This is a genomic window from Pseudomonas sp. LAP_36 (genome assembly GCF_019456785.1).
Taxonomy (GTDB): Bacteria; Pseudomonadota; Gammaproteobacteria; order Pseudomonadales; family Pseudomonadaceae; genus Aquipseudomonas; species Aquipseudomonas tritici.
The window spans coordinates 34,500-57,975 of record NZ_JAHZMS010000014.1 but is presented as its reverse complement, the minus strand read 5'-3'; the positions used below and the strand labels follow the sequence as shown (position 1 = coordinate 57,975).

Here is a 23,476-nt window from a genome sequence, read left to right as displayed (position 1 = left end):
CGTCTCGGTCATACGATCGAGTCGATATCCAGCGTTTGCGCCCTCCCCCATTCGGTTTGCGTGGCGGGAGGGATACTGGCGACCTGGGCCGGTTCACGGTTTTCACGGTGGCTGAACCAGCGCTTGAGGCTGGGTTGCAAATGAGCGCCGTGGGCGTGACTGCCGTAGACATCACGGGCGTCCAGACGGCGCCAGCGCAGGGTGGCAAGGCGCTCGCGGCTGGTGTGCAAGCGATCGATCTCGGCGTTCAAGGCTTCGTTGTGTTCATAGCCACGGTCGTTGGCAGGTCTTAGCCGGGCCAGTTCCCTGCGTTTGTTTCGCAACTGCTGGCGCATGCCCTCCAGTGCATGATCAAGTAATTCAAACTCTCTTGGCGTGACCAATGGGCCGTCGCTTTCCTGGGTTTGTTGCCAGCGACGCAACGTCGCCCAGGCAGCCGGGATGTAGCTGGCGGTCATGAAGTGCTGGTTGGCCTGGAACAGCTGTTTTAGCAGGTTTTCGCGGTCGGGCATGTCGCCGTGGACTTGCAACGCTCGGTTGCAACCCGCTTCTTGAATGGATTCACAACCGGGCTTCCAAAGCACCGAAGAACGCGTGCCATCCGCGAGCATGATCGGCATGAAGTGTTGTTGTTCGCCATGGTGCTGATAAGGGTTCCCACCGAAACGAACCAGACCGGCGGCGAACAGCAGGCCGCCCGGTGCAGGGGCACTGAACAGGGTGACGGCACCAGGGACCCAGAGTTTGGCGGTGGTGTTCATCCATGGCGCCGGGACGCTGGGAACTGGGTCGTTGTGGTTGACGATGCGGTGGTGGACCAAGGTGGAGGCGCCTGCTGTGAATTCGGCATCAGCGGCGCGGGGGGCGCCGTAGGTATAGAGGAGGATGTTGTAGTTGGCATCCGGTGCTCGGCGTAGGCCTTCTGCCAAAAGCAAAGCGATTGCGCCGCCCAGGCTGTGGCCGCAGATGATTATTCGTTGGTCGGTGTGGAATTGGTCTAGGTAGCGCAGCACGAAATTACGCATTGCCCGGTAGGCCTCATAAAAACCTTCGTGAGCCTTGCCGACACCCTCGAGAAAATCCACCTGATGGGCGTTGGCATCTCGCAACCCGTCTGCAGCGCTCGCGGTACCACGCACGGCAATCAGGATTACGTCATCGTGATGGGTGATAAAAGCCTGGGTATCCGTCCCAAACTTTTCATCATCGAAAAAGTGCAAATTGGCTGGGTGCTCCTGCTCATCCTCCAGCTCCGGTTGGTTTTGTGGGTATAACTCAGGATCGAAAGGTAGAATCTCAAAACGCCGGGAGTAAGGGACCTCTTCGTAAAGGGGGTAGAAACGGTCCACTTGCTCTGCATCAAATCGCCAAGCCTCGTGGTAACCCGATAGCTCTTCGGCAAATAGATGGCCGACGCTTGGGTTGAGGGGGAATTGAACCTGGTCGTGAGGCTTTTTAGGTGGCTCCTGGCCGAAATGGCAATAACTCAAGGTGGCCATCAGTGCCAGCTGATAAAGGTTCAAGGCACAGAAACTGTCTGCCGTTGAAAGCATCGGGCGTAAGGCCCGCAGTGGTCGAACCTCCATAGCGGTGTGGTTGTTGGGAAACAACACGATTCCTGCCAAGATCGACTGAGGGGGCCCGAATCCCAAGTCACCCATCATTTTCAATGCATGCTGCTGGGGTTGATAAGTCCGTCGCATAATCGGTGGCAAGTGGGCGACATGACGGACTAAATCACGCACTTCAACTTGATAAAACCGGTTGGCCTTTTGCTGAGCAGGATTACTGTCGGGCCGCCGGCCATCAGAAGCAGCAAACCGAGTCTGCTCCGCCCGAATTTGAAGCTCGGTGATAGGTAGCTTGTAGGTGGAACGCAACATCAGCCAATGATAGGGCTGCTCTGTACCTGAATACAGGTCATCAAAAACAAGCACCACAGGCCCACAATAAATATCTTGCAACTTGGCAAACCCTTCTCCATCTAACCTGCCTTTGTACTGCTGCCCTGCACTATCGTGGACAGTGTAAGGCAGGCCACCGTATGCCGTTCCCACGCCCAGTTCATCGACGAGGCAAAAGCTCACCCAATGCCCACGCACTGAACAGGCCGGCTTTCTATCACTGAAAAAAGATTGCTTCCATGCATCCAGCGTCATGAACTTGCTCCTTGTTATTTACACGATGGATAGACATCACAAACACGACCATCCGGCATTTTTATAGGCTTAAAGTCGGTGGTATTGCCGTCACAAAAGCCGTAAAGGTCCTCAAAGTTTTTACCTTTACAACGCCTCCAGCCTCCTGGTACGACTACCCAGTTATCCCCAACAGCTGGCTCTTCCTCATCAGTGACCGTCAGCACCATCCTGAGCGTTTTCCCTGCTAACTGATCACGTTGAGCAACACCACCGGCCAGAGAATTCTGCAACTCTCCCCTTTCATTCATCGAGCGACATCGCAGAAGCTTCCTGATCGCATGAAACGGCCCCACCGTCCTGAACCGCCACTGACATTGCCCGATTAGCTCCTGTACACCCGACTCAGGCATACCAAGTTGATCATTCCAGCCATCTCGAATGGCAATACCTGCACGATCCCCACCTACGTCCGTATCACGCTTACCCCACTTCGCATAAAACTCAAATTCCAGACTTCGCAGCACCGAAGGGCAACCCTCGATTTTTTCACTCAGCGGTAGTTCATAGCTCACCCGACTTGGCAAAGATTTGTAATCAGTAAAGAACACTTTCCGTTCCGACCTCTTGCCTCGACGTCGCGGCAAAGTGCAGGTCTCACCAGTCGTGGGCAGATAATTCGCAGCCGTTTTGAGTTCAAATTCCGCTGGTAAATCCACCTCCAACGTAACGCTATCAACCGGCTCTCCCGCACAACCCATTAGACCCAGCGCGACCAACACTCCAACACTTCGCCTACCCATCCTTTTCCCCCATCAATTCCCACTGCTCCACCATCCGTTGAAAATGTTCCTGCGGTGTTTCTCCCACTTTCGGTTGCCACCGGATAAAGCTGTTCCTTGTGGCCTCCTCCAACCTGCGTACCACCAAAAACTCCAACTGCTCCGGCCCCTGCCATTGCCAGGCCCGCGCCTGTTCCAGCACCTGTATCAGCCAGATTCTCGGGTCCTGGAATTCCACCAGTGCGACCAAGTCTTCGCTGTGTTCGGTCAACAGGTAACGCAGGATATTGGCGTGCAGGATGGCTTCGGCGTTTGGGTTGGGCGTGTTCAGCCAAGGGACCGGGTCAGGCAGCGAATGCTCACCGGGGGCTGGGTTGTCAGCCGTGCGCCAGCGGTCTTCGTGCCAGTAGCACACGCTGATCAACGGGCCGAGGAATACCGGCCAGTGCTCCAGGCACAGATAGGCCAATGCACGCGCCAGAGTGCGGTTGTCGTGAAAACGGTAGAGCGATTGCTCGCCTTCCTGCCCCACCAGCAAACGGTCGCGCCAGTGTTGAGCCACGCCTGTCAGGTCCTCGCATGGCAAAGCGCCCAGCCAGCCCCAGTTCGTTTCGGGCTGTTGCAAGAGGTTGAGCAGCGCGGGCTCGCTCATCTGTTTCAACAGAAGGATCACCGGGCCCTCCACCGCCAGTTCCGCCAGCACGGTCTGGCCATAGAGGCTGCGATACTCTGACAAACTGCGCGCCGCCAGCAGCGGCTGTCGCGCGTTACTGTGCCCCTCAAGGATCAAACACAGCTGTCGCCCAGCTTGCTGCTGTTGAGCCATCCATTGGCCTGGCAAGTTCTGCATCAGGCAGCCCTCCCCGGCAGCTCACACTGGCCTTCACGACAGCGCTCGCACACCGGGCAGTAATCCGCCCCCAGGTGCCTGGACAGGTTCATGATGCTGCTTTGTACCTTGGAGACCCGTGGCACATCGGACACCGTAAAGGTGTTCTCCAGTAGGCCCCCTGACGGTGACCCCCCCTGGGTGATAGGGCGACTGCTGAAGATGCCGCCCGCCTGGATGACCAGATGCTCTCCTCCCGCTCGGAGGCTCAGTTGCGCACCGGCATCGATCACCAGGCTGGCACCGGACTTGAGGTGAAGCTGCTGCCCCGCCTCAATGACCAAGTTCTGAGTCACGTGGGTCCGGCTATCGCCTTGCACATCAAGGTAATCGCTCGCCTTGAGCACGACTTTGCGATCGCCGGTGACATGACGATGCTCTTCACTTTCAACGTGAGTCGTGCTTAAACCATGGATAACTTCTCGCCGTTCCCCCGCGACCTCCAACCGACTGTCATGGCCGACCCGTTGCTCCAGGTCGCGCTGCGCACGCAGGTAAACAAGCTCTTCGCCACGACGGTCTTCCAGGTACATTTCGTTGGCGCCCTCGCCGCCAAGGGAACTGCGGCTGCGCAAGACACTGCGGGTCTTGTGCTGTGGCAAAGGATAGGCCGGCCGGTGCAGTGCGTTCGGCAGGCAACCGTTGATCAGCGGCCGGTCCGGGTCCCCTTCCAGGAAAGTCACCAGCACTTCCATGCCCACGCGCGGGATCATCGTTGCGCCGAACCCATCGCCGGCCCACCCGGATGCAACCCGAACCCAACAACTGCTTTTATCATCCGCCTTGTCCAGGCGGTCCCAGTGAAAGCGCACTTTCACCCGGCCATAGGCGTCGCAATGCACGTCCTCACCGTCTGGCCCAGTCACCGTTGCGGTCTGGCTGCCATTGATGGTCGGTTTGGGGTGCTTGAGGGGCGGCCGATGCACAGCCTGCCAGGGTGTCGCGACAAAGCGATTGCGGTACCCCCGGAACACCTCAGCCGCAGGTGTAGCCTCCTCCAGCACCTGCGGTTGATAACCCTCGTGGCGTACCGAAGTGATCAGCCAAAGGTCGTTGCAGGAAGGGTCGGGATGATCACGCAGTTCAAGGAAATGCCCACTGCGCAGTGCGGGTTGATCACTCTTGCCCAATGCCCGATGCCGGTCGCGTTTGTGACGCTCCAGCCCTCGACGCGCCAATTGCCTGCCGCGGGCATGGCCGGCAAAACCTGCGGGGTACCGATAGTCCTCAAGCGGGAGTATCGAAGCAGAACCGGCGCTGTCCTGCAGGTGCAACGAGGGATGTTCAAAGTCGTGATCCCGGCGCACCGTCTTTTGGCTACGGATGGCCAAGCGCAGGTCGAAACGCTGGATCACTTTTGTATCGGCTTGCAGCCCGCCGTCAGGGCAGTAGCGCTGCACGGGCAAGCGGCGAAACACGGTCTGGTCATCACCAAAGACCAACAGGTGAGCGTCCGCGCTGTGACGAAAATGGTAGTGAATGCCCTCCTCTTCACACAGCCGCTGGATGAAGTGCAAGTCACTTTCCGCGTACTGCACACAGAACGTGCGCGGCGGATAAACCACAGGGCCTAGCTCGAATGCATAGGCGTCCGCCAGGATGCCATGCTGTTCCAGGACCGCCGCGATGATCTGCGGCACGCTGCGCTGCTGGAAAATCCGCTGGTCATGCCGGTGTGCAAGGTAAGCCAGGCGGGGCGCCAGGGTCAGGTGATAACGAGTAATGCGCCGGCCCGGGTCGTCCCGGCCCACGGCGTAAACCTGACCATGCAGGCCTTCGTTGATTTCGCCGAAGTCCAGGTAGGCGGGTTGGTGAAGCAACGCCTGTAGATCAAGGGAAGGGTTTTCACTGACCACCTGCACGTGGATAAAGAACGGTTGATCAAGGGCCTCACTGCCTTTGAATGCCAATACTTGTAAGTCGATATTTATGCGTGGAAGAATCAGATTGAAACGTGACGAAACAAACGCGTTAACCATCCGTTGTTACCCGCCGTTAATGAATGAACGCCCTGAGATACTTCCTCTCGCTAAACGTGGAATAAGTTGCTGAGAAAAAGTCCTTGAACGCCCTGAAGCTTAGCGATTCCAGGCGAAAATCGGCCGTTTGAAAATAAAAAAGAAGTTTCGTACGACGAAGTTGGAAGTGTCTTTTACGAAATAAGAAAACGAGTCAATGAGCCACTTCCTAGCAATAAGAAATGCCCTACGCAAACTTTCGCTGGAATGACTAACTGATAGAGAAACAGCTGACACCGGATCGCAGCGTCAGCGGCTGAACAACCTCACGCCTGCGGCTGTGCAGCCCCGAAAAGACTGACACTCAGCAACGTCTCGCCCTGAGCGTGCAAACGCACCGGCGCAATGCCACCCGGCATCACCACGGCAACCTCACCGCTCTCAACCCATCCAGCACGCCATGCCGCGCAAGCCACAGCGCTGGCGCTGGTTCCGGAAGACGCAGTGGGCCCTTCCCCGCGCTCAAACACCCGTGCGATGACTCGGTTGCCGGGCTGGCGCGCCGCCCATTGCAAGTTGATACCGGCCACACAGGGTTCACCGCCACCCGCTGGGGGCGCGAAGGCAATCGCTTTCAAGGGTTCGAACAGGGCTGGCTGCTGCATCTGTGCGTTATCCGGCAATGCCGAAACGTGCTCGACCAGCGTCACACAATGAGGGTTGCCCACCCGCACAAACTGACTGGTTGCCCACTGTGGGTTGATCACCGCCAACGCGCTCACGTGGCTCAGTTCAGTTGCGCCTAGCATCGTCCGCCCAACGGCCTGCGCCCCCACCGCCATGGGCCCGAAAGCTGGAAAACCCAGCTCAAGCCAGAACCCGGCAACCTGTTCGTGGACTGCCGGCTCAACCCGTGTCGGTACCGGTGTCAACGCATCCGACTTGTCGTGATGCACCCGCAACTCACTGGCTCCAGTCATCAGGCCCTGGTCAGTGAGCGCCTGGGCGAAAATCGTCAAGCCATTGCCACTGCGCTCGGCCAAAGAGCCGTCGGTGTTAACGATCAGCAGGTCAAACGGCGGCTCGGCCTGGAACGGGCCGACCAGCAGACCGTCGCTGCGGTGGGCCTTTGCGCCGGCCGGGCGCGGTGTCGAGCCCCAATCGCATTCGCGGGCGATGGCGGATGTTGCCCAACGGTCACGAGTCTGCGCGGCCAAGGCAGCGCTTTCGGGCAGATCAATACCCTTGCTTCTTAATGAGGCCGGGCTGACCACGCCGTAGATATTGCCGCGGGCGTCATAGAACAGGGTCATGACGTTGTTTGCCTGAAGTGTTTCATCGATGAGTCCGTGCGCTTGCCTACCTATTGAGACAACAGCGTATTACAGAACCTACCGATGATGGGAGGCGGGCTGGAAGGTGGTAATCCACCGTGAGCACCCAGGGGTTCAAAAGCGCCCACAGGGATTACGCACCTTCCAGACCGCCTCCTACACACTCGATACGGCATACGTGGCTGCAAACTGCCCTTACGTTCCAGGTTTTTAAAACAAAATCCACGACCAGCAGAATCCCAGGGGAGCCCGGCTCGCGTGCCACGGCCTGATATGCAACGATGTCGCGCCGGACATCGTTCGTTGAACGCAAGACCAAGGATTATTCATGACTGCCATCCCCACCTCAGCGCCCGTGGTTCCCGGGCGGCTGGAGCAAATGTCGACCCGTATCGCTTTCTTTATCGCCGGTTTCGGCATCGCGGCCTGGGCGCCACTGGTGCCGTATGCCAAGGCGCGCGCCGGACTGAGCGAAGGTACGCTGGGCCTGCTGTTGTTGTGCCTGGGTGTCGGCTCGATCATCGCCATGCCCGCAGCGGGTGCGCTGGCTTCGCGCTATGGCTGCCGAAAGGTGTTGAGCGCCGGGACAATCATGATTTGCCTGGCGTTGCCGATGCTGGCGACGGTCAGTTCAATTCCGTTACTGATGGCGGGCTTGTTTCTGTTTGGTGCTGGCTTGGGCACGGTGGATTCCACCGTCAACCTGCAGGCGGTGATCGTGGAGCGGGCCAGCGGCAAAACCATGATGTCTGGCTTTCACGGGCTGTTCAGCCTGGGAGGAATCGTCGGCGCGGCGGGGGTTTCGGCATTGCTGGGGCTGGGCCTGTCGCCGCTGCAGGCAACCCTCGTGGTGATCGTCATTACGCTGGCGGCGCTGCTCAAGGCCGCACCGCATCTGTTGCCTTATGGCAGTGAGAGTTCGGGCCCGGCTTTTGCCGTGCCCCACGGCGTGGTGCTGTTCATCGGTTGCCTGTGCTTTATCGTGTTTCTTGCCGAAGGTGCGGTGCTCGACTGGAGCGCAGTGTTCCTCAGTGACGAGCGCAGCCTTGACGAAGCCTATGCTGGCCTGGGTTACGCGGCATTTGCCTTGACCATGACTGCCGGGCGGTTGACCGGTGACGCAATCGTGCGCCGGCTGGGCGCGACCTGGGTCATCGTGGCCGGTGGCGCCCTCGCCGCCGCCGGCACATTCCTCGCCACATTATCCCCAGCCTGGGAAGTGGCATTGTTGGGTTATGCACTCGTAGGTGCCGGGTGCTCCAATATTGTCCCGGTGCTCTATACCGCGGTTGGCAAACAGAATGTCATGCCAGAACACATTGCCGTGCCGGCCATTACAACCCTGGGCTACGCGGGGATATTGGCCGGGCCTGCCGTAATTGGATTTATCGCCCATGGCAGCAGCCTGGCAACCGCCTTCCTGTTGATAGGCATGTTGCTGGCGGCAGTGGCGGTCAGTGGGAAAATACTGCGGGTATGACCGCACAGCGGCATGAGCAGCTTGAGTCTTTCAGCTGCTCATGCCGCTGTGCGCTTCTTTAATTACCCTCTCTCTTTCTTGTCGTTCTCCAGCCAGCGATCAATGCTGTAGTTCTTCAACCACCCATCGTCGTTACGGCTACCGAAGATGTTGTAACCGTTAGCCTTGTAACTGTCCAGAGAGTCCAATAAGCCTGGTCTCCCCACAAGATTTTTGGCCAGATATACCTCATCCTCGCTGTATTTTTTCAAAGGGAACCCGGTGCGCGGATCCCGCACAACCTCACCCTTAGCATCCGTTACGTTAGGGTCCTTGCTAATCTCAATAATTGTCTCCCTTCGAACGTAGCGATGTTTTTCTAATCCAAACAAAATATCGTTGTCTTGTGACTTGTCCCGCCAATCATTGAATTTCCCCTTGAATGCCTGGACGACCTGCGCGTTAGTTTTCCCATGGAACGGATCCGCGCTCTGCGTGTTGGGGTTGGTATTACCGATCTGTGAGTCGCTCGCCGAGGTAAGGCTTTCATGGGTGATTTCACCGCCCTTTGCAGTAATGGCATCGTTCAGCCGGGGGCGGTTGAGTATCTCTCGCGCCAACATAATCGTGCGCTCGGAGACCTTACTGCTGCTGGGTTCCTCTTTGGCAATCTCCTGCAAAGAGCTTTGGGTCAGTCGTCCCTCTTTTTTGAAGGCGTCCAGCAATGGCAGGTTGTTCTTCAGGTCAGTCGCCAACAGATGATCGTCTGAGCTGACAAAGGGGTTACCAACCTTCGTCATGCCTCCGTACAGATTCTGACCGTCAAAGTGCCGGTCGGCGCCATTCGCGAATCGGGAGTTGATTGGCTGCGCCGCTGGCAGCGGTTTACCTAATGCGCGAGCATCGACCTCAAAACGAGAGTGACCGCTTCCCGCCGACCCTGATGTCGCTGGCGCCGCCATTTGCGTAAAGCCCGGATTATTGACACTACCAATCATGATTCACCTCCACCCTATCTAGATTCCGTAGCCTGGGCCTGATTGCCTGATCCTCGAAAACGCCTCGAAATCAACATGGCACAAGCACCGACTGAGTGGCTCTCAGAAAACAATGGTTCCGCAGACGGTCGTCCAAGACGCCCGATATGCCCCGGTGAACCTTGAGCGTTTGTAACCGCCTCAGTTTTGTGGGCCATCCATGGCCTGGAACGGCCTGCTAGCGGCGGGACAACTTGCTCCAAAAGCTGGCAAACATCGAAAGTACAGGGCTGGGCGCCGGCTCTTCCATGAACACCCGAGAGCCTTTGTCAAAATCTTCGGCGGTGGGCGCCTTGAAGCTGGACTTGGGCGAGGATGTGAGGTTGAGCCCCTGTAGCCGGGATGCTGTTGGGCTTTCTGCCTCCTGCGCAAGCCCGACCAGGGCCGAGGCGTTGTACTGGGAGTGACGGGATTCAAATGATGTCGAATTCATGGTCCAGACCTAATCCGGTAGATGAAGGCCCCCACCGGTAATCAATGACCGGTGGATATTTTCTTGGTGGTGCATTTTCGTAAACGGTTTCTGCACGCCTGGGTTGTATTTACTGCGTCAAACGCCTGCCAACTTCTGCCGCGTGTGCACGGCAGAAGACAGCCAGGTCTAACGAAGCAGCGCGTACAGTTCCTGTCGAGAGATCTTGCCATCGCGTTGCCAACTGACAATATTGTCCATCGCCGACCTCAGATCTGAACGGGACATGACTTCCCTCGACAGCTGGGTGAGATGGTCGGTGTAAGGGTTGCCCGTCAACGGCTGCATGGCGCGTGCGTTGAGTTCCCTGAGCTTTATCGTGCTGCTGAAGTAGCCACCTTTCAATGCGTTGAAATTATTCAGTACGTCTTGCACGATCTGCTTGTCGTCATTCAGTTTCAAGGGGTTATCTGAACGAACAAAGCTCCGGATATCGTCCTTGGACAAACGGCCATCCAATGCACCGGTGCTGCCATTTCGGTCAAGCGATTGCAGCAACCCGGGACGCCGCAGCACCTCGTTTGCCAGTCGGATGTTCGGGTCCTTATAGGGGTTGCCCGTTAACGGTTGATCGGCCATTTTCTGCAAGCTCTGGCGCGTGACCTCGCGCGAAGGCCAGCGGCCCTTGAGCGCGTCATAATTATTCAAAAGCCCCTGGGCCAGTTGCTCATTGCTTTGCTTGGAGTAGTAAGGGTCTGGCAACGTGGGGGTCGGGCGCGGAGGTGGGCCGGGATTGGGACGCACGTTTTCTGGGACTGGGCGCGGCGGCGGGCCGGGATTGGGGCGCACGTTTTCTGGGACTGGGCGCGACGGCGGGCCGGGATTGGGGCGCACGTTTTCTGGGACTGGGCGCGGCGGCGGGCCACCGAATACTGGGCCGCATTGATCAGGCTGCGAGCTGAAGTTGACGCCTATCGTGACCTGGGCACTAGACGCGGTAGCAGTCCGCTCGGTGCTGGGCTTTGCATCTGCGAGGGAGGCGTTATCGAGGGAAGGAGCGACGCTCTGGTTGTATGCTGATACCGACATTCTAGTTCTCCAGTTCGGTGTATTCAGGTGCCTGGCCTCACTGTTCCAGCGACCCCGGCGCTTAATGAGTCGTCAGGGAAACCAGTGGAGGCAGGCATATCCTGTGTGGCATAACTGTGGGAGCCGGTTCCTGAGGCCGCTGAAAGTTTCCAGAATCGAGGTAGGAAGAACGTCTGAAGGCGTGAGAGACAAACCACACCATCGGCATGGGTGGCCGCCCAACCTGGCCAGGATGAGCGGACATGTCGAGTCAATGCAGGCTTAGAACCCGACGCTTGCCTGTACAAAGAACGTACGTGGCTCCCCCAGGTACAGCCCGGCATTGTTGTCGCTCGAACGGGTGTAGTGCTGTTGATCAAAAACGTTTTTCACGCCGACTCCCAGCTTCAAGTTAGACAACTGCTCGCCAAAGTCATAGCCACTGCGCACGTTGACCGAGACATAGCCGGGGATATCGCCAAATTGACCATCGGCGGTACCTTGGGTGATGTAGGTGCTCGTTGTACCTGGCGCACGCTGGCCTGACTGGGCGTACACATCCAGGTTGTGGGTCCACTGGTTGACGTCGTAACGCAGGCCCAACGTCGCCACTTCACGGGAATACAACGGCAGGTCACGGCCCTTGAACGGTACGTCGCCTTCGGAGGTGGCCTTGGTGTAAGTGAAACCGACGTTCGCGGTCAGGCCGTCCAGGCGTGGGTCCAGGTTTGCCAGGTCGTAGTGGGCCGAGGCTTCGATACCCGTGTGCTTGGTAGCACCGAGGTTGGTCCAGCCCACATCGTTGCTGACGTATTGCAACTCATCCGAGAAGTCGATGTAGAAAAACGTCAGCTCACCGCCCCAGACAGCGTCGTTGTAGCGCGTGCCGACCTCGTAGGTCTTGGCCTTTTCCGGGTTCAAACCGTTGGCGGTCTGGTCGCCGGTGCCGCCCTGGCCCAGCTGGAAGTATTGCAGGCTACCAAACGAAGTCTCGTAGTTGGCGAACAGTTTCCAGGCATCAGAGACGTGGTACATCACGCTCAACGCCGGCAGCGGCTCGTTGTTGTGGACTTCGCGGCGTTTTTCCAGGGTGCGCGGACCGGTCAAAGGGATGACCGGACGGTCGTGCCATTCGGTTCGAATATCCTCGAAGCGGATGCCTGGCGTGATAGTCCACTTGCCGATATCGATCTTGTTATCGACGTAAAAGGCGTTGGCCTCGGTGCCGCCGGTACGGTCCTGGTAGACATGGCCATCACTGCGACCGACCGGCGTCGGTACGTTGTTGACCAGGCCCAGGCTACTGGCCTGCTCATGCATGCCTTCCTTGAGGTAGCGATAACCCACGCTGACCTCTTGGGTGCTCGGGCCCAGATCGAACACATGGGACACTCGCGGTTCGATGCCGAAGGTGTAGTAGGTGCGCGGATAAGAACCAACGGTGCGCAAGTCGCGGTTAGCGATGTTGCTGCCGCGGAAACTGTCGGAATAGTAGGTCAGTACTTCTGCCTGGGTGCGGTCGTCGATCTGACGGATGTACTTGAAGGACACATCCTTGCGGCGGCCGCTGAAGTTGTCCCAGTCGCGTACCGACTGGTAAGGGTTGGCGTCGAATTGCCGCTGGGTCAGGCCGCCGGGCATGTCGGCACTGGCGTCGTAGTAGTGGAAGTTCAGCGAGAAGTCGTCTTGATCGGTCGGCGCCCAGTGGGTCTTGAGCATCACATCGTCGATGTCGTTGGAATTGTTGCTGGTACGGTACCCGTTACCATTGACACCGGAGTACAGCAGCGCAACGCCGATACCGTTGTCGGCAGTGACGCCAATAAAGGCGTTCTCGACGTGCTTCCAGCCACCGTGGGCGGAGGTCTGCAGGGTAGTGCCGACTTCGCCGGAGAATTTCTCGGGAATGGCGCGGGTCACGAAGTTGATCACACCGCCGACGTTTTGTGGCCCATAACGCACGGAACCGGCGCCGCGTACCACGTCGATGCTATCGAGGTTACCCGCCGAAATCGGCGCCATCGACAGCTGTGGCTGGCCGTACGGCGCGAATGCAGCCGGTACGCCATCGATCAGCACGGTGGAGCGTGGCGACAGGCGCGACGTCAGGCCACGTACACCAACGTTGAGGGAAATATCACTGCCGCCGGTGCCGTTGGATTCCTGCACCTGCACACCGGGCACGCGCCGCAGCACGTCGCCGACGTTCATTGCGCCCTGCTCCGCCATGGCTTCGCGGCGGATCACCGTGCGTGCCCCGGGGTGGTTCTGCACCACTTCGGCGTTGGCATCACCGAGCCAGTCGCCCACCACCTTGATATCAGTGGCGCCCAGTTCCAGCGGGGAGCCGGTCTCACCACTGCCAACGCTCAGCGGGCGCAGCGTCACGGAGCCTGCATCTATCCGGTAATCCAGGCCACTGCCTTGCAGCAACTGGCGCAGGGCTTGTTCAGGGGAAAGGTTGCCGTCTACCGCTGGCGCTTGTTTGCCAGCGACCATGTCGGGGCTGAAGAACACTTGCAGGGCCGTCTGCTGGCCCAATTGGCTCAGCGCCGCGCCCAGGGGCTGGGCCTCGATATGAATGGCGTCGGCGGCATAAGCCGCAGGAAGCGCGGCACTGACCGCGAGCGCCAGGGCCAGTGGCGCCCAGCGGGAGATTTTATTGTTGTTGACGGCAAGTTTTTTCACGTCGAACCCAGTCCTGTGATCGCAAGAGTGCGCGGCTGTTAATGCAAACCAGTTGCAGTTGCAGGAGAAGACGAAGAACGTGGAAAAAACCTGAATGTCAGCGTGAAATAATTTCCTGGCTGCCGTCTGGCAAGGTTCGCAGGGCCACCGGCAGGATGTGCGGCAAGGCTTTGAGCAAGGCGTCGGTATCGTTGGCCTTGAACACGCTGGTCAGCCGCAGGTCGCGCACGGCCGGCGTGCTGACCCGCAGCGGTTGCTCGCGGTAACGCGAGACCTCCCGCGCCACATCGCCCAACGTAGCGTTATTGAAGACCAGCTTGCCCGTGCGCCAGGCGGTCAGTTCCTCGGTATTCACTGAGTAAGCTGCCGCTACCATCCCCTTATTGTCGACATGGGTGCCCAGGCCCGCCGTCAGCGTCACCACGTTGTCCGGCGCACTACCTTGCACCTTCACCGTACCGGCTTCGACCATGACGCGGGTCTGATCTTCATCACGGCGCACATCGAACCGCGTGCCGGTCACTGTCACCTGCCCTGCCCCGGCGGCCACGACGAAAGGCCGGCGGGTGTCATGCTCGACACTGAACATCGCTTCGCCCCGCTTGAGCTCCACACCGCGCCGGCCTTTTTCATAGTGCACCGCGACGATGCTGCGGCTATTGAGGTCCATCACCGAGCCATCGGGCAATGCCACCTGACGATGCTCGCCCAAGCGTGTACTGAACTCCGCGCTGAAAGGCTTGGGATCACCAAGCCCGCTGAACAGGCCCAATCCCAGAGCAACACCGACCACGCTGGCCGCCACCGCGTAACGCAAAGCGGTGCGACGCTTGGGCCGCACCACCGGGGCTTCGCACAGCGCTTGCAGATGCGCTTTGGGCAGCAAATCGGTAGCGCGCCACACGCCTTGCAGCACATCGAATTCGTATTGGTGGTCGGGATGCGCATTGCGCCATGCGTCGAAGTGCTGGCGCTCGGTAGCGCTCAACTCGGCGTCTTGCAGGCGCACAAACCATTGCGCGGCTTCGTCTCGGGCACGGTTATCCGTCATGGAAGATCCTGTTTCAAACGGGCGGTCATGGCGCCATCGCGTCCAGGCGGTCGCGCAAATGCCGCAGGGTGCGGATCATATACTTTTCCACCATGTTTTTAGACAGCCCCAGGCGTTCGGCGATTTCCTGTTGAGTCAGGCCCTCGATTTTCTGCCAGATAAAAATTCGGCGGCAGTTGAGCGGCAGCTCCGCCAGGGCCCGCTCGATAGAGTCCGCCAACTGGATCGCGTGCATGAAATGCTCCGGGTCGTCACTGTGCGGCGAACGCTGATCACAGGCTTGCAGCGTGAGGGCCTCGCGACGGTCTTCGCGTCGATAGGCGTCCACGGCGATATTGCGCGCAGTTTGATGCAGGTAGGCGCGCGGTTGCGCAACCTCGGAGGCGGTTGATTCAAGGACCCGCACAAAGGTGTCATGGGCCAGGTCTTCGGCCTGCTGACGGTTTCTCAGGCGGCGCGTCCAGGTCCCGATCAACTCTTCGTAGTGTTCGAAAAAGCCTGTTCTGCGGGGCGGCTGAGGGATCATTGCGGGTGCACTGGTGAGGCGGGGCGTGAATAGTAATGCTTCCTATTAAGTGGAGCAATTGCTACCCGCCGTATGACCTCGAAACTACTGCGCGCCGCCAACCTGCTTGAGTCGGCTGAGTTTTTCGCGGCTGCCGCACACGCTCATCTGGCACCATTTGCGCTGTTTGTTCTTGGAGATGTCCAGAAACACCCAATCGCAGTCAGTCGAGGTGCAACTGCGCAACGCCTGCAAATCACCCGATACCAGCAATTGCGTGGCGTCTATCGCCAGGCGCCCCAGCACAGTGGCCGTCAGTTCCTGTGCCGTACTGCAAGGCCTCCACTCCCAGGTAGGCTTGCCGTCGACAGTACGCAGCACGCGCCGTGCAACACCGTGCTGGAACGTTTGGTTAATCTGCTGCAACGCCTCATCGGGTGCAGCGCCGCGCAACGACAACGGATAGAACACCTCGTACAGGCACTCCCTGAATGCGATAACGGCGTCCAGGTCCGGTTGGTAGGCGATCGATGACCCAAGCACCATCGGCTTGTAGTCCGCAAACTCCTGGGCCGAGATCAACGACGCATGGAATGCCCATTCAAAGAAGAACTGAAAGCTCGTGAGTCGCTCTTCCAGGACCTTGAGTCCGGTGCCGGGACGACGACCATTGGTGGTATTGATAAAGTCCAATACCCGAGCCCCACCAATCAGACGGATCGATTTTGCAGTGCCCGTAAAATGTGTCATGCCTGCTCCCGAAAAAACGCATTCTCCTTGCGATGGCGCAGATTACCTTGTTTTTTCGAATGGCAGACATTGCGATCCCGGCGCAAACCCGACGCAAAGACAGACGGCTAGGTGCGCTTGTCGTTATGCGCCACCCAATCAAGGATAGCCGCCACAGACTGCGCCACGGAAAGCGCCTGGGTGTTCAAGTGCACTTCCGGAAACACCGGCACGTCATAATTGGAGTCAATACCGGTGAAGTTCTTGATCAACCCCGCGCGGGCCTTTTTATACAGGCCTTTAGGATCACGCTGTTCGGCGGTTTCCAGCGGCGCGTCCACATGCACTTCCACGAAGTACTCATTGCCGATAATCGAGCGCGCGTAGTGCCGGCTGGCCGACGAGGGTGAAATCAGCGCGACAATCACCATCAGCCCCGCGTCGAGCATCAGCCGCGCGACCTCGGCGACCCGGCGGATATTCTCATCGCGGTCGCTGTCGGTAAAACCCAAGTCCCGGCACAGCCCGCCACGTACCGAGTCGCCGTCAATAATGGCCGTGATCCGCCCCTGTTCCTGCAGGGCAATGTCCAACGCATCAGCGATGGTCGACTTGCCGGAAGCAGAGATACCGGTCATCCAGATGACGGCAGGCTTGTGGTTCATCCGCACGTGTTCGGCGCGCCGGTGGCTGAACGCAAACGCATGCAGATTCTGGTTTTGACTGTTTGGAAAATAACTCATGACTGCTCGCCCTCCTCGACCGAAACAGGCTGTTTACCCAACATGAACACCATCACGCATTGCACGAACAGCAACAGCGCAACCACCCAGTAGACCGTCGAGAACGACCCGGTCAGGTCCTTGGAAAAGCCGCCCAGGAAGTTGCCGCACACCCCACCCAAGCCGATCAGAACGTTGGCGATGCCAAAGGCCTGGGTCAACCGGTTGACCGGCACGATTTGCCCGATGTAACTGGGGACCAGCCCGAAGATGGGGTAAAACGCCAGTGCAAACAGAAACGCCGCCAGGTAGAACAGCGGGAGGCTGTTGAAACTGAACACCAGGGTGGCGGCCAGCCCGGCACTGAGAAAACACATCGCCAGCGACGCCCGCACACCGACCTTGTCGGCAATCCACCCCACCAGAAAGCCCGACGCCATGCCCACGGCACCGATGGTGGTCCAGATAAACCCGGCGTCTTGTACCGACACGCCCAATTCATCACGCAGGAACGGCGCGAGGTACGTCTGGAACGGCAGCAGCGCCATGCCATTGAGAAAGGCGATGGCCCACGTCAGGTACAACGAACGGCTGAGCCAGGGTCGTTGACTGTCAAATGCAGCGGCGCGCTCCCCGGAAAATCCGGTGTCCCGGCTCGTGGCCAGGGTGCGCAACAGAAACCACGCCACCACGCACAGCACAACCGATATCAGGCCTGCGGTAAGCCAGATCGAGCGCCAGCCGCCATTCAATGTCAGGAACGACACCAGCAAGCCATTGATAAACACGCCGTAGCTGGTGCCACTGGAAATCAGCCCCATGACCCGGGAGCGATTACCCGGGCTGAAACCCTTGGTGGCGATTTCCGCCAACGGGATGTACACCGAGGCGGAACAGCCACCGAGCAGGATCAAAAGAGCGCCCGACAGCCAGATACTGTCACTGATACTCAGGCCCAGCAGCGCCAGGGAGGTCATCACCGTGGACACCAGGCTGATTTTCCAGCCCTCGAAAAACCGGCTGATTACGCTTGTCACCGACGAGAACAGCAGGAATCCGATCTGCGCGCCGCCGGTGATCAAGCCCACCGTGGTGTAGTCGAAGCCGATGTCGCGGCGCATGTCCACCACGAGGTTGGCGAACAGGTAGACACCAAACCCGTAGGTGCTGGCCACGAAGCCAGTGAGGACGACCGCCAATACGACGCTGTCCAAGGGGCGGGTATTGCTCTGAACCAGTGTGCTCATCATCGACCTCTCATTCAGCGCGCGCGGTGTGGATGACGAAATCGCAATTCATCATGTCGTAGACAGACTTGAAATCACCGTAGCTCTCATGGGCGCGAAACCCGGAAGCCAGCATTTCAGTGGCCAACTCGCCCGGCAACAACGGGTAAACCTTCAACGTGTAGCGTTCCTTGTTATCAAAGTTGTAGATGAACTCACACAGGTGCTCATCGACCTGCCCCAAGCTCACGGATGCGTTTGTACCGCAGTAATAATAATTGCCGCTGGCTTTGAAATTACCTGCGCGAATAGCCAGGAAATTACGCTGGTCCACAATCAACAGGCCACCCGGCTTGAGCAATGCCCTGAACTTCGCCAACACGCTCAATCGGTCGTGAGCGGCGAACACATGGCACAGCGAACTGCCCAGGCACACCACGGCGTCGAATTGGCCCAGCTCCTGCGGGTCCAGTGAGTGCCAGTCGCGGTAATTGGACTCGATGTCCAGCCCGTGTTTGCGAAAGTTCGCCCGCGCCTTGGTCAACATCGTGCTGCTGCCATCCGTGGCGACCACATCAAAGCCCGCCTGCTTGAGCTGCACCGCATGAAAACCACTGCCCGTCGATACGTCGATGACCGAGCGCACGCCGTGCTTGTGCAGCAGGTTTTCAAAGAACCCGCCCTCCCCTGCCTTGCGTTTTTCCCAGTCGATCAACTCATCCCAACGCTCGACGAAATCCGCCGAGTACTGCGTGGAATAACTGGCAACTTCGTTGTGCTTGCGCTCGGAAATCTGATTCATCACACACCTACCAGGTTGAATTCTTGAAGGACAGGTACTTGCTCGCCAACTCGAGGGCGAACTCGGCGGACTGCTCGATAGACATGGTGTTCTTGGAATACCCCAGCATCGATTGCATGACGGCCATGCACTGGGGGTTGTAGCTGACTGAGCCGTCACAATGGATTTCGTCAATGCCATCCTGGCTCTGGCAAATGGTGTTGATGCGCACCGCTTCGTCCTTTGGACAAGCCTCGGAGAACTGCACCTCGATCCGCCCCTCGTGCAGCAACACCGGGTAACCGCCCGGAAGCCCGAGGGGGCCTGGTGCGTGCACCACAACCGGCGTGGGTGAGAACAGCCCTTCGATGACGGTGACGGCGGAACATGCCGTGAGGAACTGCCCATCCACCCCGCCCAGGCGACGGAATTCGGATTTCACCGTAGAGAAAATCGCCTCGGCCGACGGACCAGCCAGCTCCGGCCGATCGCGCACCTCATACAACAACCGGTAACTGGCACGCGGGGGCAAGCCACCACGCGGCACGTAGTGGCTGAAGTAATGCTGGGCATACAGCTGCACTTGCACATCAGCGGGCGCGCATTCGAGCAAGCGGGCGATGGAAAACCGCACAGCGGGAACCAGGTTGGCCACATTGCCCACGCCGATATCCGGCGCCAGGCCAATGCGCGCCAGAATCGGATTGACCGCATCGGGGAACGCTGCATTAACGGTTTTAGTGGTGATGCCCGAGGCTTTTACCGCTCGCATCAGGCAATGCATCAGCGTCAGGTGCATGGGCAGCCAGGGACCGAACTGAGCTTGGTCAAGCTTCTCGAACGACAGCTTGGGCAACCCGGTAATAACCCGCCAGGACTGCAGCGACGCGCAGTTCACCAGCATATCCGGCGCTTCTTCACGCAGCAATTGCGCGACTGTCGCGATATCTGTCAGGTCGGCGACCACCGGCTTGATGGCAATGAATTGCCCTAATTGCGCACACGACAGCTCTACCAGGTTACACAGCCGAATCGTCGACTCTTCATTGCGGCCCAGTACTACAAAGTCGAAAGCGTTTTTGGGGCCGAGAATCTTGAGGATCTGCAGGCACAGGTTGCCGGCGCCGACCAGCAGCAGTTTTTTCCTGGGCATCGACTGGCTCATCGTGGGTAGGCTCCGTTGTCGACCGGAATGACCCTGCCGGTGATGTGGCGCATTGCATCGCCAACCAGCAGCATGATGACCTCGGCAACGCCGCTGGGCAGGATCGGGTCCTTGAGGACTTCCTGGCGTGCGTACTCGGCACGCCGGTATTCAGGGATGGTGTCGTAGATGGCGGTTTCGTGGATCAGCGCCGGGGACACCGCGTTCACCCGCACAAACGGTGCGAAATTCCAGGCGTTGGCCTTGGTCAGGCCGATCACCGCTGCCTTGGTGGCACCGTAGAGGGCATCGCAGCTGCCGACTTCACCGGCCACCGAGGCGATATTGACGATGCTGCGCGGGGCCTCGTGCTTCATTTCCCGTTCGGCGAAGTCTTTGGAGAGATAGACCAGCGCCTTGAGGTTGACGTTGAGGATCTCGTCTATTTGCTCATCGGAATAGGCGTAGACACTTTTGCCGTGATAAAGGCCGGCGTTATTGACCAGTCCATAAACAGTCGCGTGGCGCTCATACAGGGTTGGGATAAAACTTTTGATAACGGTCATATCAGAAAAGTCGGCAACCTGTGCTTCAAACACGTCCGCGCTGTAAAGGTCCTGCAACACTTTCAGCCCCCCGGCATCTTTGTCGGCGCCGATAACAAAGTAACCCTGTTGAATAGCCATCTCGACAGTCGCTCGACCAATTCCGTTGGCCGCTCCGGTGATAATCAGCTTCTTCATACAAATATCCTTATTGACAAAACTCATTCATGCGCGCGTAAAACGTCCGATGGTATTCATACATTTTCTTTAACTTTGGATACTGTTCGAAAGCCTCGATATCGATAGTGTGATGATCCGGCGAAACAATGCGATCGCTATTTTCCGCAGCCACATGCCAACTCCGCCAGGTTTTCCATTGTTGTGGACACTCGCGTTTCCAGGTCATTGCGTGCGGCAGAAACTCAATACCCAAGTGATCACACAGTTTGCGAATCACCCGCTCCGGCTCGGCGGCCAAATCATCTGCATTAATGACATAAGGAACGTGGCCTGTGAGTTTAGTGACCACACAGAATATGTCGTACAGCGCTTTATGCCCGATGGCCTGCAACGGCATATCGGGGTGGACTCGATGATGGGAAATAATGCTGCTGGCGGGTTCGCGAATAAGAAAGATATTATCCTGTTGCGCCAGAAAGCCGACATCAACTTTCAAATCATCCAAACAGTGGTAACACATATCTTTATGAAAAACGTTAGTTCGTTCGCGCGCCGTGACCAAGTGTTCTTTTATGCCCTGGTAAGTGGTGGGCAAACTGTGATCCCACTCATCCGAAGGGATCGCCGAGTCCTCTGAAAACGCCATATGCGCAAAGGGCTCGTGGAAGACCTCGAAATCCCCCCGCTCGATAAACACGCGCTCCAATACGGTGGAGCGCGAACGTGGGTGGGCCCACAACCCGATCATCCGGTTCATGCGATCACCCCGAATTCGGCGGCCAGCAGCGCGTTGAGCGCGCGCTTGAAGGGTTTGGTTACCGGGCAGAGCCGCACGCAGTAGTCCGCCAGGCGCCGGTGTGCGCTGTTGGCTTCATTGCAGGCGTTGATAAACGCCTCGTGGTTGCCAAAGTCGTACGGCTCGATGCTGTCGATGAAATAGGCTTCGTAGAAATACGGGATGCGGATCAGCTTGGCGAAGGTCGACGCAGGCGGCTTCTGGGGTTCCACCGCAGGCACCACCGGCTTGCCATGGCTCTCGCGCTCGATCAGAAACTCCACCACCTCCGGCGTCAGCGTGTAGCAGGTCGCCGTCTGCCCGGTCTTTTCCAAGTGCCAGCAGTGCTTGTTGCCACGCTCGTCCACGTCGATTTTTATACTGGAAAGCAAGGTTTTGACCGGCACGGTCGAGGCCGCGACCAGCGCCTGGACCTGCTCGTAGATCATCAATTCAGCCCAGCGCAGTTCCTCGGCACTCAAGACCAGACCACGCTCCGCCGCCTGCAACGTGAACTCAGGTTGGCAGGCGAAACGCCCAATCATGAAGGTGATGACGTACTTGCAGCGACGGGTGTCGATACCGTTGCGGCGTGCAGTCGCCAGGCCGCGTTCGATGGCTTGGATACCGGCCTGGAACTGCGCCACCGTGAAGCAGAAGGTGATATTCACCGACGCGCCCAGGGCGACCAGCTGTTCTACAGTCGCCATCCCTTCGAGGCTGCCCGGCACCTTGACCATCACGTTAGGTGCGAGGCGATGCAGTTCCAGGCCCCTGGCGGTCATGCGCTCGGTGCAGCGCACATCCACCGGGTCGACCTGGGCGGAAATCCAGCCCTCGACCTGCGCCGATTGAACCCACAGCGGCTTGAGCGTCGCGGCGCCTTCGAGGATGACTTCGTTGTACAACTGCTTGCGCAGCTCACTGGGAGACAGGCTCGCGAGGTTGAAACGCGATGACCAATACTCGCGCTTTTCGAGGATAACGGCCGTCACCAACCGCGGGTTGGTGGTCACACTGCACAAGCCTCTGGGCTGGGCGATATCATCCGGCATCAACGCATCTATATAAGTCGTCGCCGCCGGGTACTTTTCCAACAAGTGCTGTTTATAAGGCAGGTACACGGCAGGCGATGAATCCCACCACACTTCTGAATAATGATTGTTGCGTTTAAGCCGTTCTACGTAACCGCGTATATTCACGACGCCTCCTCCCTGAGTAATAAGATCAATTAAAAACGGCCAGCATTTCACGTATATCGGCAATCGGCCGTGCGCCGGCAGCCACTAACTGCGGATGCCGATGCGGAGGGCCAAAGCCCAAGACACGTAGATGGGCGGCAACAGCAGCCTGAATACCGGTCACACTGTCTTCAACAACCAATGCATCACTCACATCAATACCGTAAGCATCACACGCCGTCAGAAACACTAAGGGATCAGGCTTCCAACTGCCCAACTCATAACAACTGAATATTCGCCCTTCGAAATAAGAGAGCAGCCCGGTAAGGCGCAGACAGTGTTCTATCTTGTCACGTGGCGCACTGGACGCTACGCAAAAAGGAACGGTCAGCGCTTGCAGTACTTCAATCATTCCATCAGTGGCTTTTAAACGTTTTGTCAGTGCGTCCAATGCCTGCTTTCGAAAGCGCTGTTCAAACTCACTGTCCAGGCGAACATTTAAAAGCTGTTCCGCCTCGCGTAAACACTCAACAACCTTGCGCCCACGGAAGTGTTCGATAAAACGTGTGGCATCTAACATCGCGTCGTCCGGTACTAACGCATTTAGCAGGGCGATCAACACAGACAGGGTTATTTCTTCGCTTTGGACAAGCACACCGTCGCAATCGAAGATAACTAACTTAGGCACGCCAACTAAGGCAGCGGCTGTTTCCTGAACGGGCAGTTCCCCTATATCGGCCGAGAGGCACATAGATATCTCTTATTGCTGGCCCCGCGATGACTTCCGAACTACCAACGGAGCGGGTTGAGGTGTGCCTATAAGACACGGGGCGAAAAAGCCTGTCAAACGCTTTTGAGCGGTTTTTTAGTAT

21 protein-coding genes are annotated in these 23,476 nt (G+C 58.2%); 1 reads left to right on the top strand and 20 read right to left on the bottom strand.

The window, feature by feature from the left end:
• Nucleotides 1-8: 8 nt before the first annotated feature.
• The 5 genes from JBO08_RS27030 to JBO08_RS27010 all read right to left on the bottom strand — a co-directional run bounded on the left by JBO08_RS27030 (nucleotide 9) and on the right by JBO08_RS27010 (nucleotide 7,080).
• On the bottom strand, nucleotides 9-2,159 hold the full coding sequence (locus tag JBO08_RS27030) for a lipase family protein (protein ID WP_065910721.1): 2,151 nt from the start codon (nucleotides 2,157-2,159) through the stop codon (nucleotides 9-11).
• Nucleotides 2,160-2,173: 14 nt separating this feature from the next.
• Nucleotides 2,174-2,941, bottom strand: a complete 768-nt coding sequence (locus JBO08_RS27025; protein ID WP_065910722.1) for a hypothetical protein — start codon at nucleotides 2,939-2,941, stop codon at nucleotides 2,174-2,176.
• Entirely contained in the window at nucleotides 2,934-3,770 is an 837-nt protein-coding gene (locus JBO08_RS27020) for a DUF4123 domain-containing protein (protein WP_065910723.1), read from the bottom strand. The genes JBO08_RS27025 and JBO08_RS27020 overlap by 8 nt, the downstream gene beginning before the upstream one ends.
• Nucleotides 3,770-5,788, bottom strand: a complete 2,019-nt coding sequence (locus tag JBO08_RS27015) for a type VI secretion system tip protein VgrG (protein ID WP_220075252.1) — start codon at nucleotides 5,786-5,788, stop codon at nucleotides 3,770-3,772. The genes JBO08_RS27020 and JBO08_RS27015 overlap by 1 nt, the downstream gene beginning before the upstream one ends.
• Before the next feature lie 305 nt (nucleotides 5,789-6,093).
• Nucleotides 6,094-7,080, bottom strand: coding sequence for a diaminopimelate epimerase (locus JBO08_RS27010; RefSeq protein WP_220075251.1), 987 nt, complete (start codon nucleotides 7,078-7,080; stop codon nucleotides 6,094-6,096).
• A gap of 349 nt (nucleotides 7,081-7,429) precedes the next feature.
• On the opposite strand from JBO08_RS27010, the gene JBO08_RS27005 reads away from it, so the two are divergent.
• Entirely contained in the window at nucleotides 7,430-8,581 is a 1,152-nt protein-coding gene (locus tag JBO08_RS27005) for an MFS transporter (protein WP_065880025.1), read from the top strand.
• Between the two features lie 62 nt (nucleotides 8,582-8,643).
• On the opposite strand, the gene JBO08_RS27000 is transcribed toward JBO08_RS27005, so the two are convergent.
• From JBO08_RS27000 to JBO08_RS26930, 15 genes are all read right to left on the bottom strand, one after another.
• Complete coding sequence (locus JBO08_RS27000) at nucleotides 8,644-9,558, bottom strand: hypothetical protein (RefSeq protein WP_065874628.1); 915 nt, start codon at nucleotides 9,556-9,558, stop codon at nucleotides 8,644-8,646.
• Nucleotides 9,559-9,775: 217 nt separating this feature from the next.
• On the bottom strand, nucleotides 9,776-10,030 hold the full coding sequence (locus tag JBO08_RS26995; protein ID WP_065880026.1) for a hypothetical protein: 255 nt from the start codon (nucleotides 10,028-10,030) through the stop codon (nucleotides 9,776-9,778).
• A gap of 168 nt (nucleotides 10,031-10,198) precedes the next feature.
• On the bottom strand, nucleotides 10,199-11,098 hold the full coding sequence (locus JBO08_RS28255; RefSeq protein WP_256530452.1) for a hypothetical protein: 900 nt from the start codon (nucleotides 11,096-11,098) through the stop codon (nucleotides 10,199-10,201).
• A 261-nt stretch (nucleotides 11,099-11,359) separates the two neighbouring features.
• Nucleotides 11,360-13,765, bottom strand: coding sequence for a TonB-dependent receptor (locus tag JBO08_RS26985; RefSeq protein WP_065945889.1), 2,406 nt, complete (start codon nucleotides 13,763-13,765; stop codon nucleotides 11,360-11,362).
• A 97-nt stretch (nucleotides 13,766-13,862) separates the two neighbouring features.
• A complete protein-coding gene (locus tag JBO08_RS26980) occupies nucleotides 13,863-14,816 on the bottom strand; it encodes a FecR family protein (protein WP_065874626.1) in 954 nt (317 codons plus the stop codon).
• A 25-nt stretch (nucleotides 14,817-14,841) separates the two neighbouring features.
• Entirely contained in the window at nucleotides 14,842-15,342 is a 501-nt protein-coding gene (locus JBO08_RS26975) for a sigma-70 family RNA polymerase sigma factor (RefSeq protein ID WP_065874625.1), read from the bottom strand.
• Nucleotides 15,343-15,426: 84 nt separating this feature from the next.
• Nucleotides 15,427-16,071: a CGNR zinc finger domain-containing protein gene (locus JBO08_RS26970; RefSeq protein WP_065874624.1), complete on the bottom strand. Its 645-nt coding sequence runs from the start codon at nucleotides 16,069-16,071 to the stop codon at nucleotides 15,427-15,429.
• 107 nt (nucleotides 16,072-16,178) lie between these two features.
• Nucleotides 16,179-16,793, bottom strand: coding sequence for an adenylyl-sulfate kinase (gene cysC / locus JBO08_RS26965; RefSeq protein WP_065874623.1), 615 nt, complete (start codon nucleotides 16,791-16,793; stop codon nucleotides 16,179-16,181).
• A complete protein-coding gene (locus JBO08_RS26960; protein ID WP_220075250.1) occupies nucleotides 16,790-18,019 on the bottom strand; it encodes a nitrate/nitrite transporter in 1,230 nt (409 codons plus the stop codon). Before JBO08_RS26960 ends, cysC begins: the two co-directional genes overlap by 4 nt.
• Nucleotides 18,020-18,029: 10 nt before the next feature.
• Nucleotides 18,030-18,800: a bifunctional 2-polyprenyl-6-hydroxyphenol methylase/3-demethylubiquinol 3-O-methyltransferase UbiG gene (locus tag JBO08_RS26955; protein ID WP_065874622.1), complete on the bottom strand. Its 771-nt coding sequence runs from the start codon at nucleotides 18,798-18,800 to the stop codon at nucleotides 18,030-18,032.
• 7 nt (nucleotides 18,801-18,807) lie between these two features.
• Nucleotides 18,808-19,944 carry a hypothetical protein gene (locus JBO08_RS26950; RefSeq protein ID WP_065874621.1) on the bottom strand — a complete coding sequence of 379 codons (1,137 nt, stop codon included), beginning with the start codon at nucleotides 19,942-19,944 and terminating at the stop codon, nucleotides 18,808-18,810.
• Nucleotides 19,941-20,666: an SDR family NAD(P)-dependent oxidoreductase gene (locus JBO08_RS26945; protein ID WP_065874620.1), complete on the bottom strand. Its 726-nt coding sequence runs from the start codon at nucleotides 20,664-20,666 to the stop codon at nucleotides 19,941-19,943. Before JBO08_RS26945 ends, JBO08_RS26950 begins: the two co-directional genes overlap by 4 nt.
• A gap of 10 nt (nucleotides 20,667-20,676) precedes the next feature.
• The gene (locus JBO08_RS26940) at nucleotides 20,677-21,405 is read right to left on the bottom strand and encodes a sulfotransferase family protein (RefSeq protein WP_065880029.1); all 729 of its coding nucleotides are present in this window, start codon (nucleotides 21,403-21,405) and stop codon (nucleotides 20,677-20,679) included.
• Nucleotides 21,402-22,625 (bottom strand): transaldolase family protein, encoded by a 1,224-nt coding sequence (locus JBO08_RS26935; protein WP_065874618.1) that lies wholly within the window; start codon nucleotides 22,623-22,625, stop codon nucleotides 21,402-21,404. The genes JBO08_RS26940 and JBO08_RS26935 overlap by 4 nt, the downstream gene beginning before the upstream one ends.
• Before the next feature lie 25 nt (nucleotides 22,626-22,650).
• The gene (locus tag JBO08_RS26930) at nucleotides 22,651-23,355 is read right to left on the bottom strand and encodes an HAD family phosphatase (RefSeq protein WP_065910727.1); all 705 of its coding nucleotides are present in this window, start codon (nucleotides 23,353-23,355) and stop codon (nucleotides 22,651-22,653) included.
• Nucleotides 23,356-23,476: the final 121 nt, after the last annotated feature.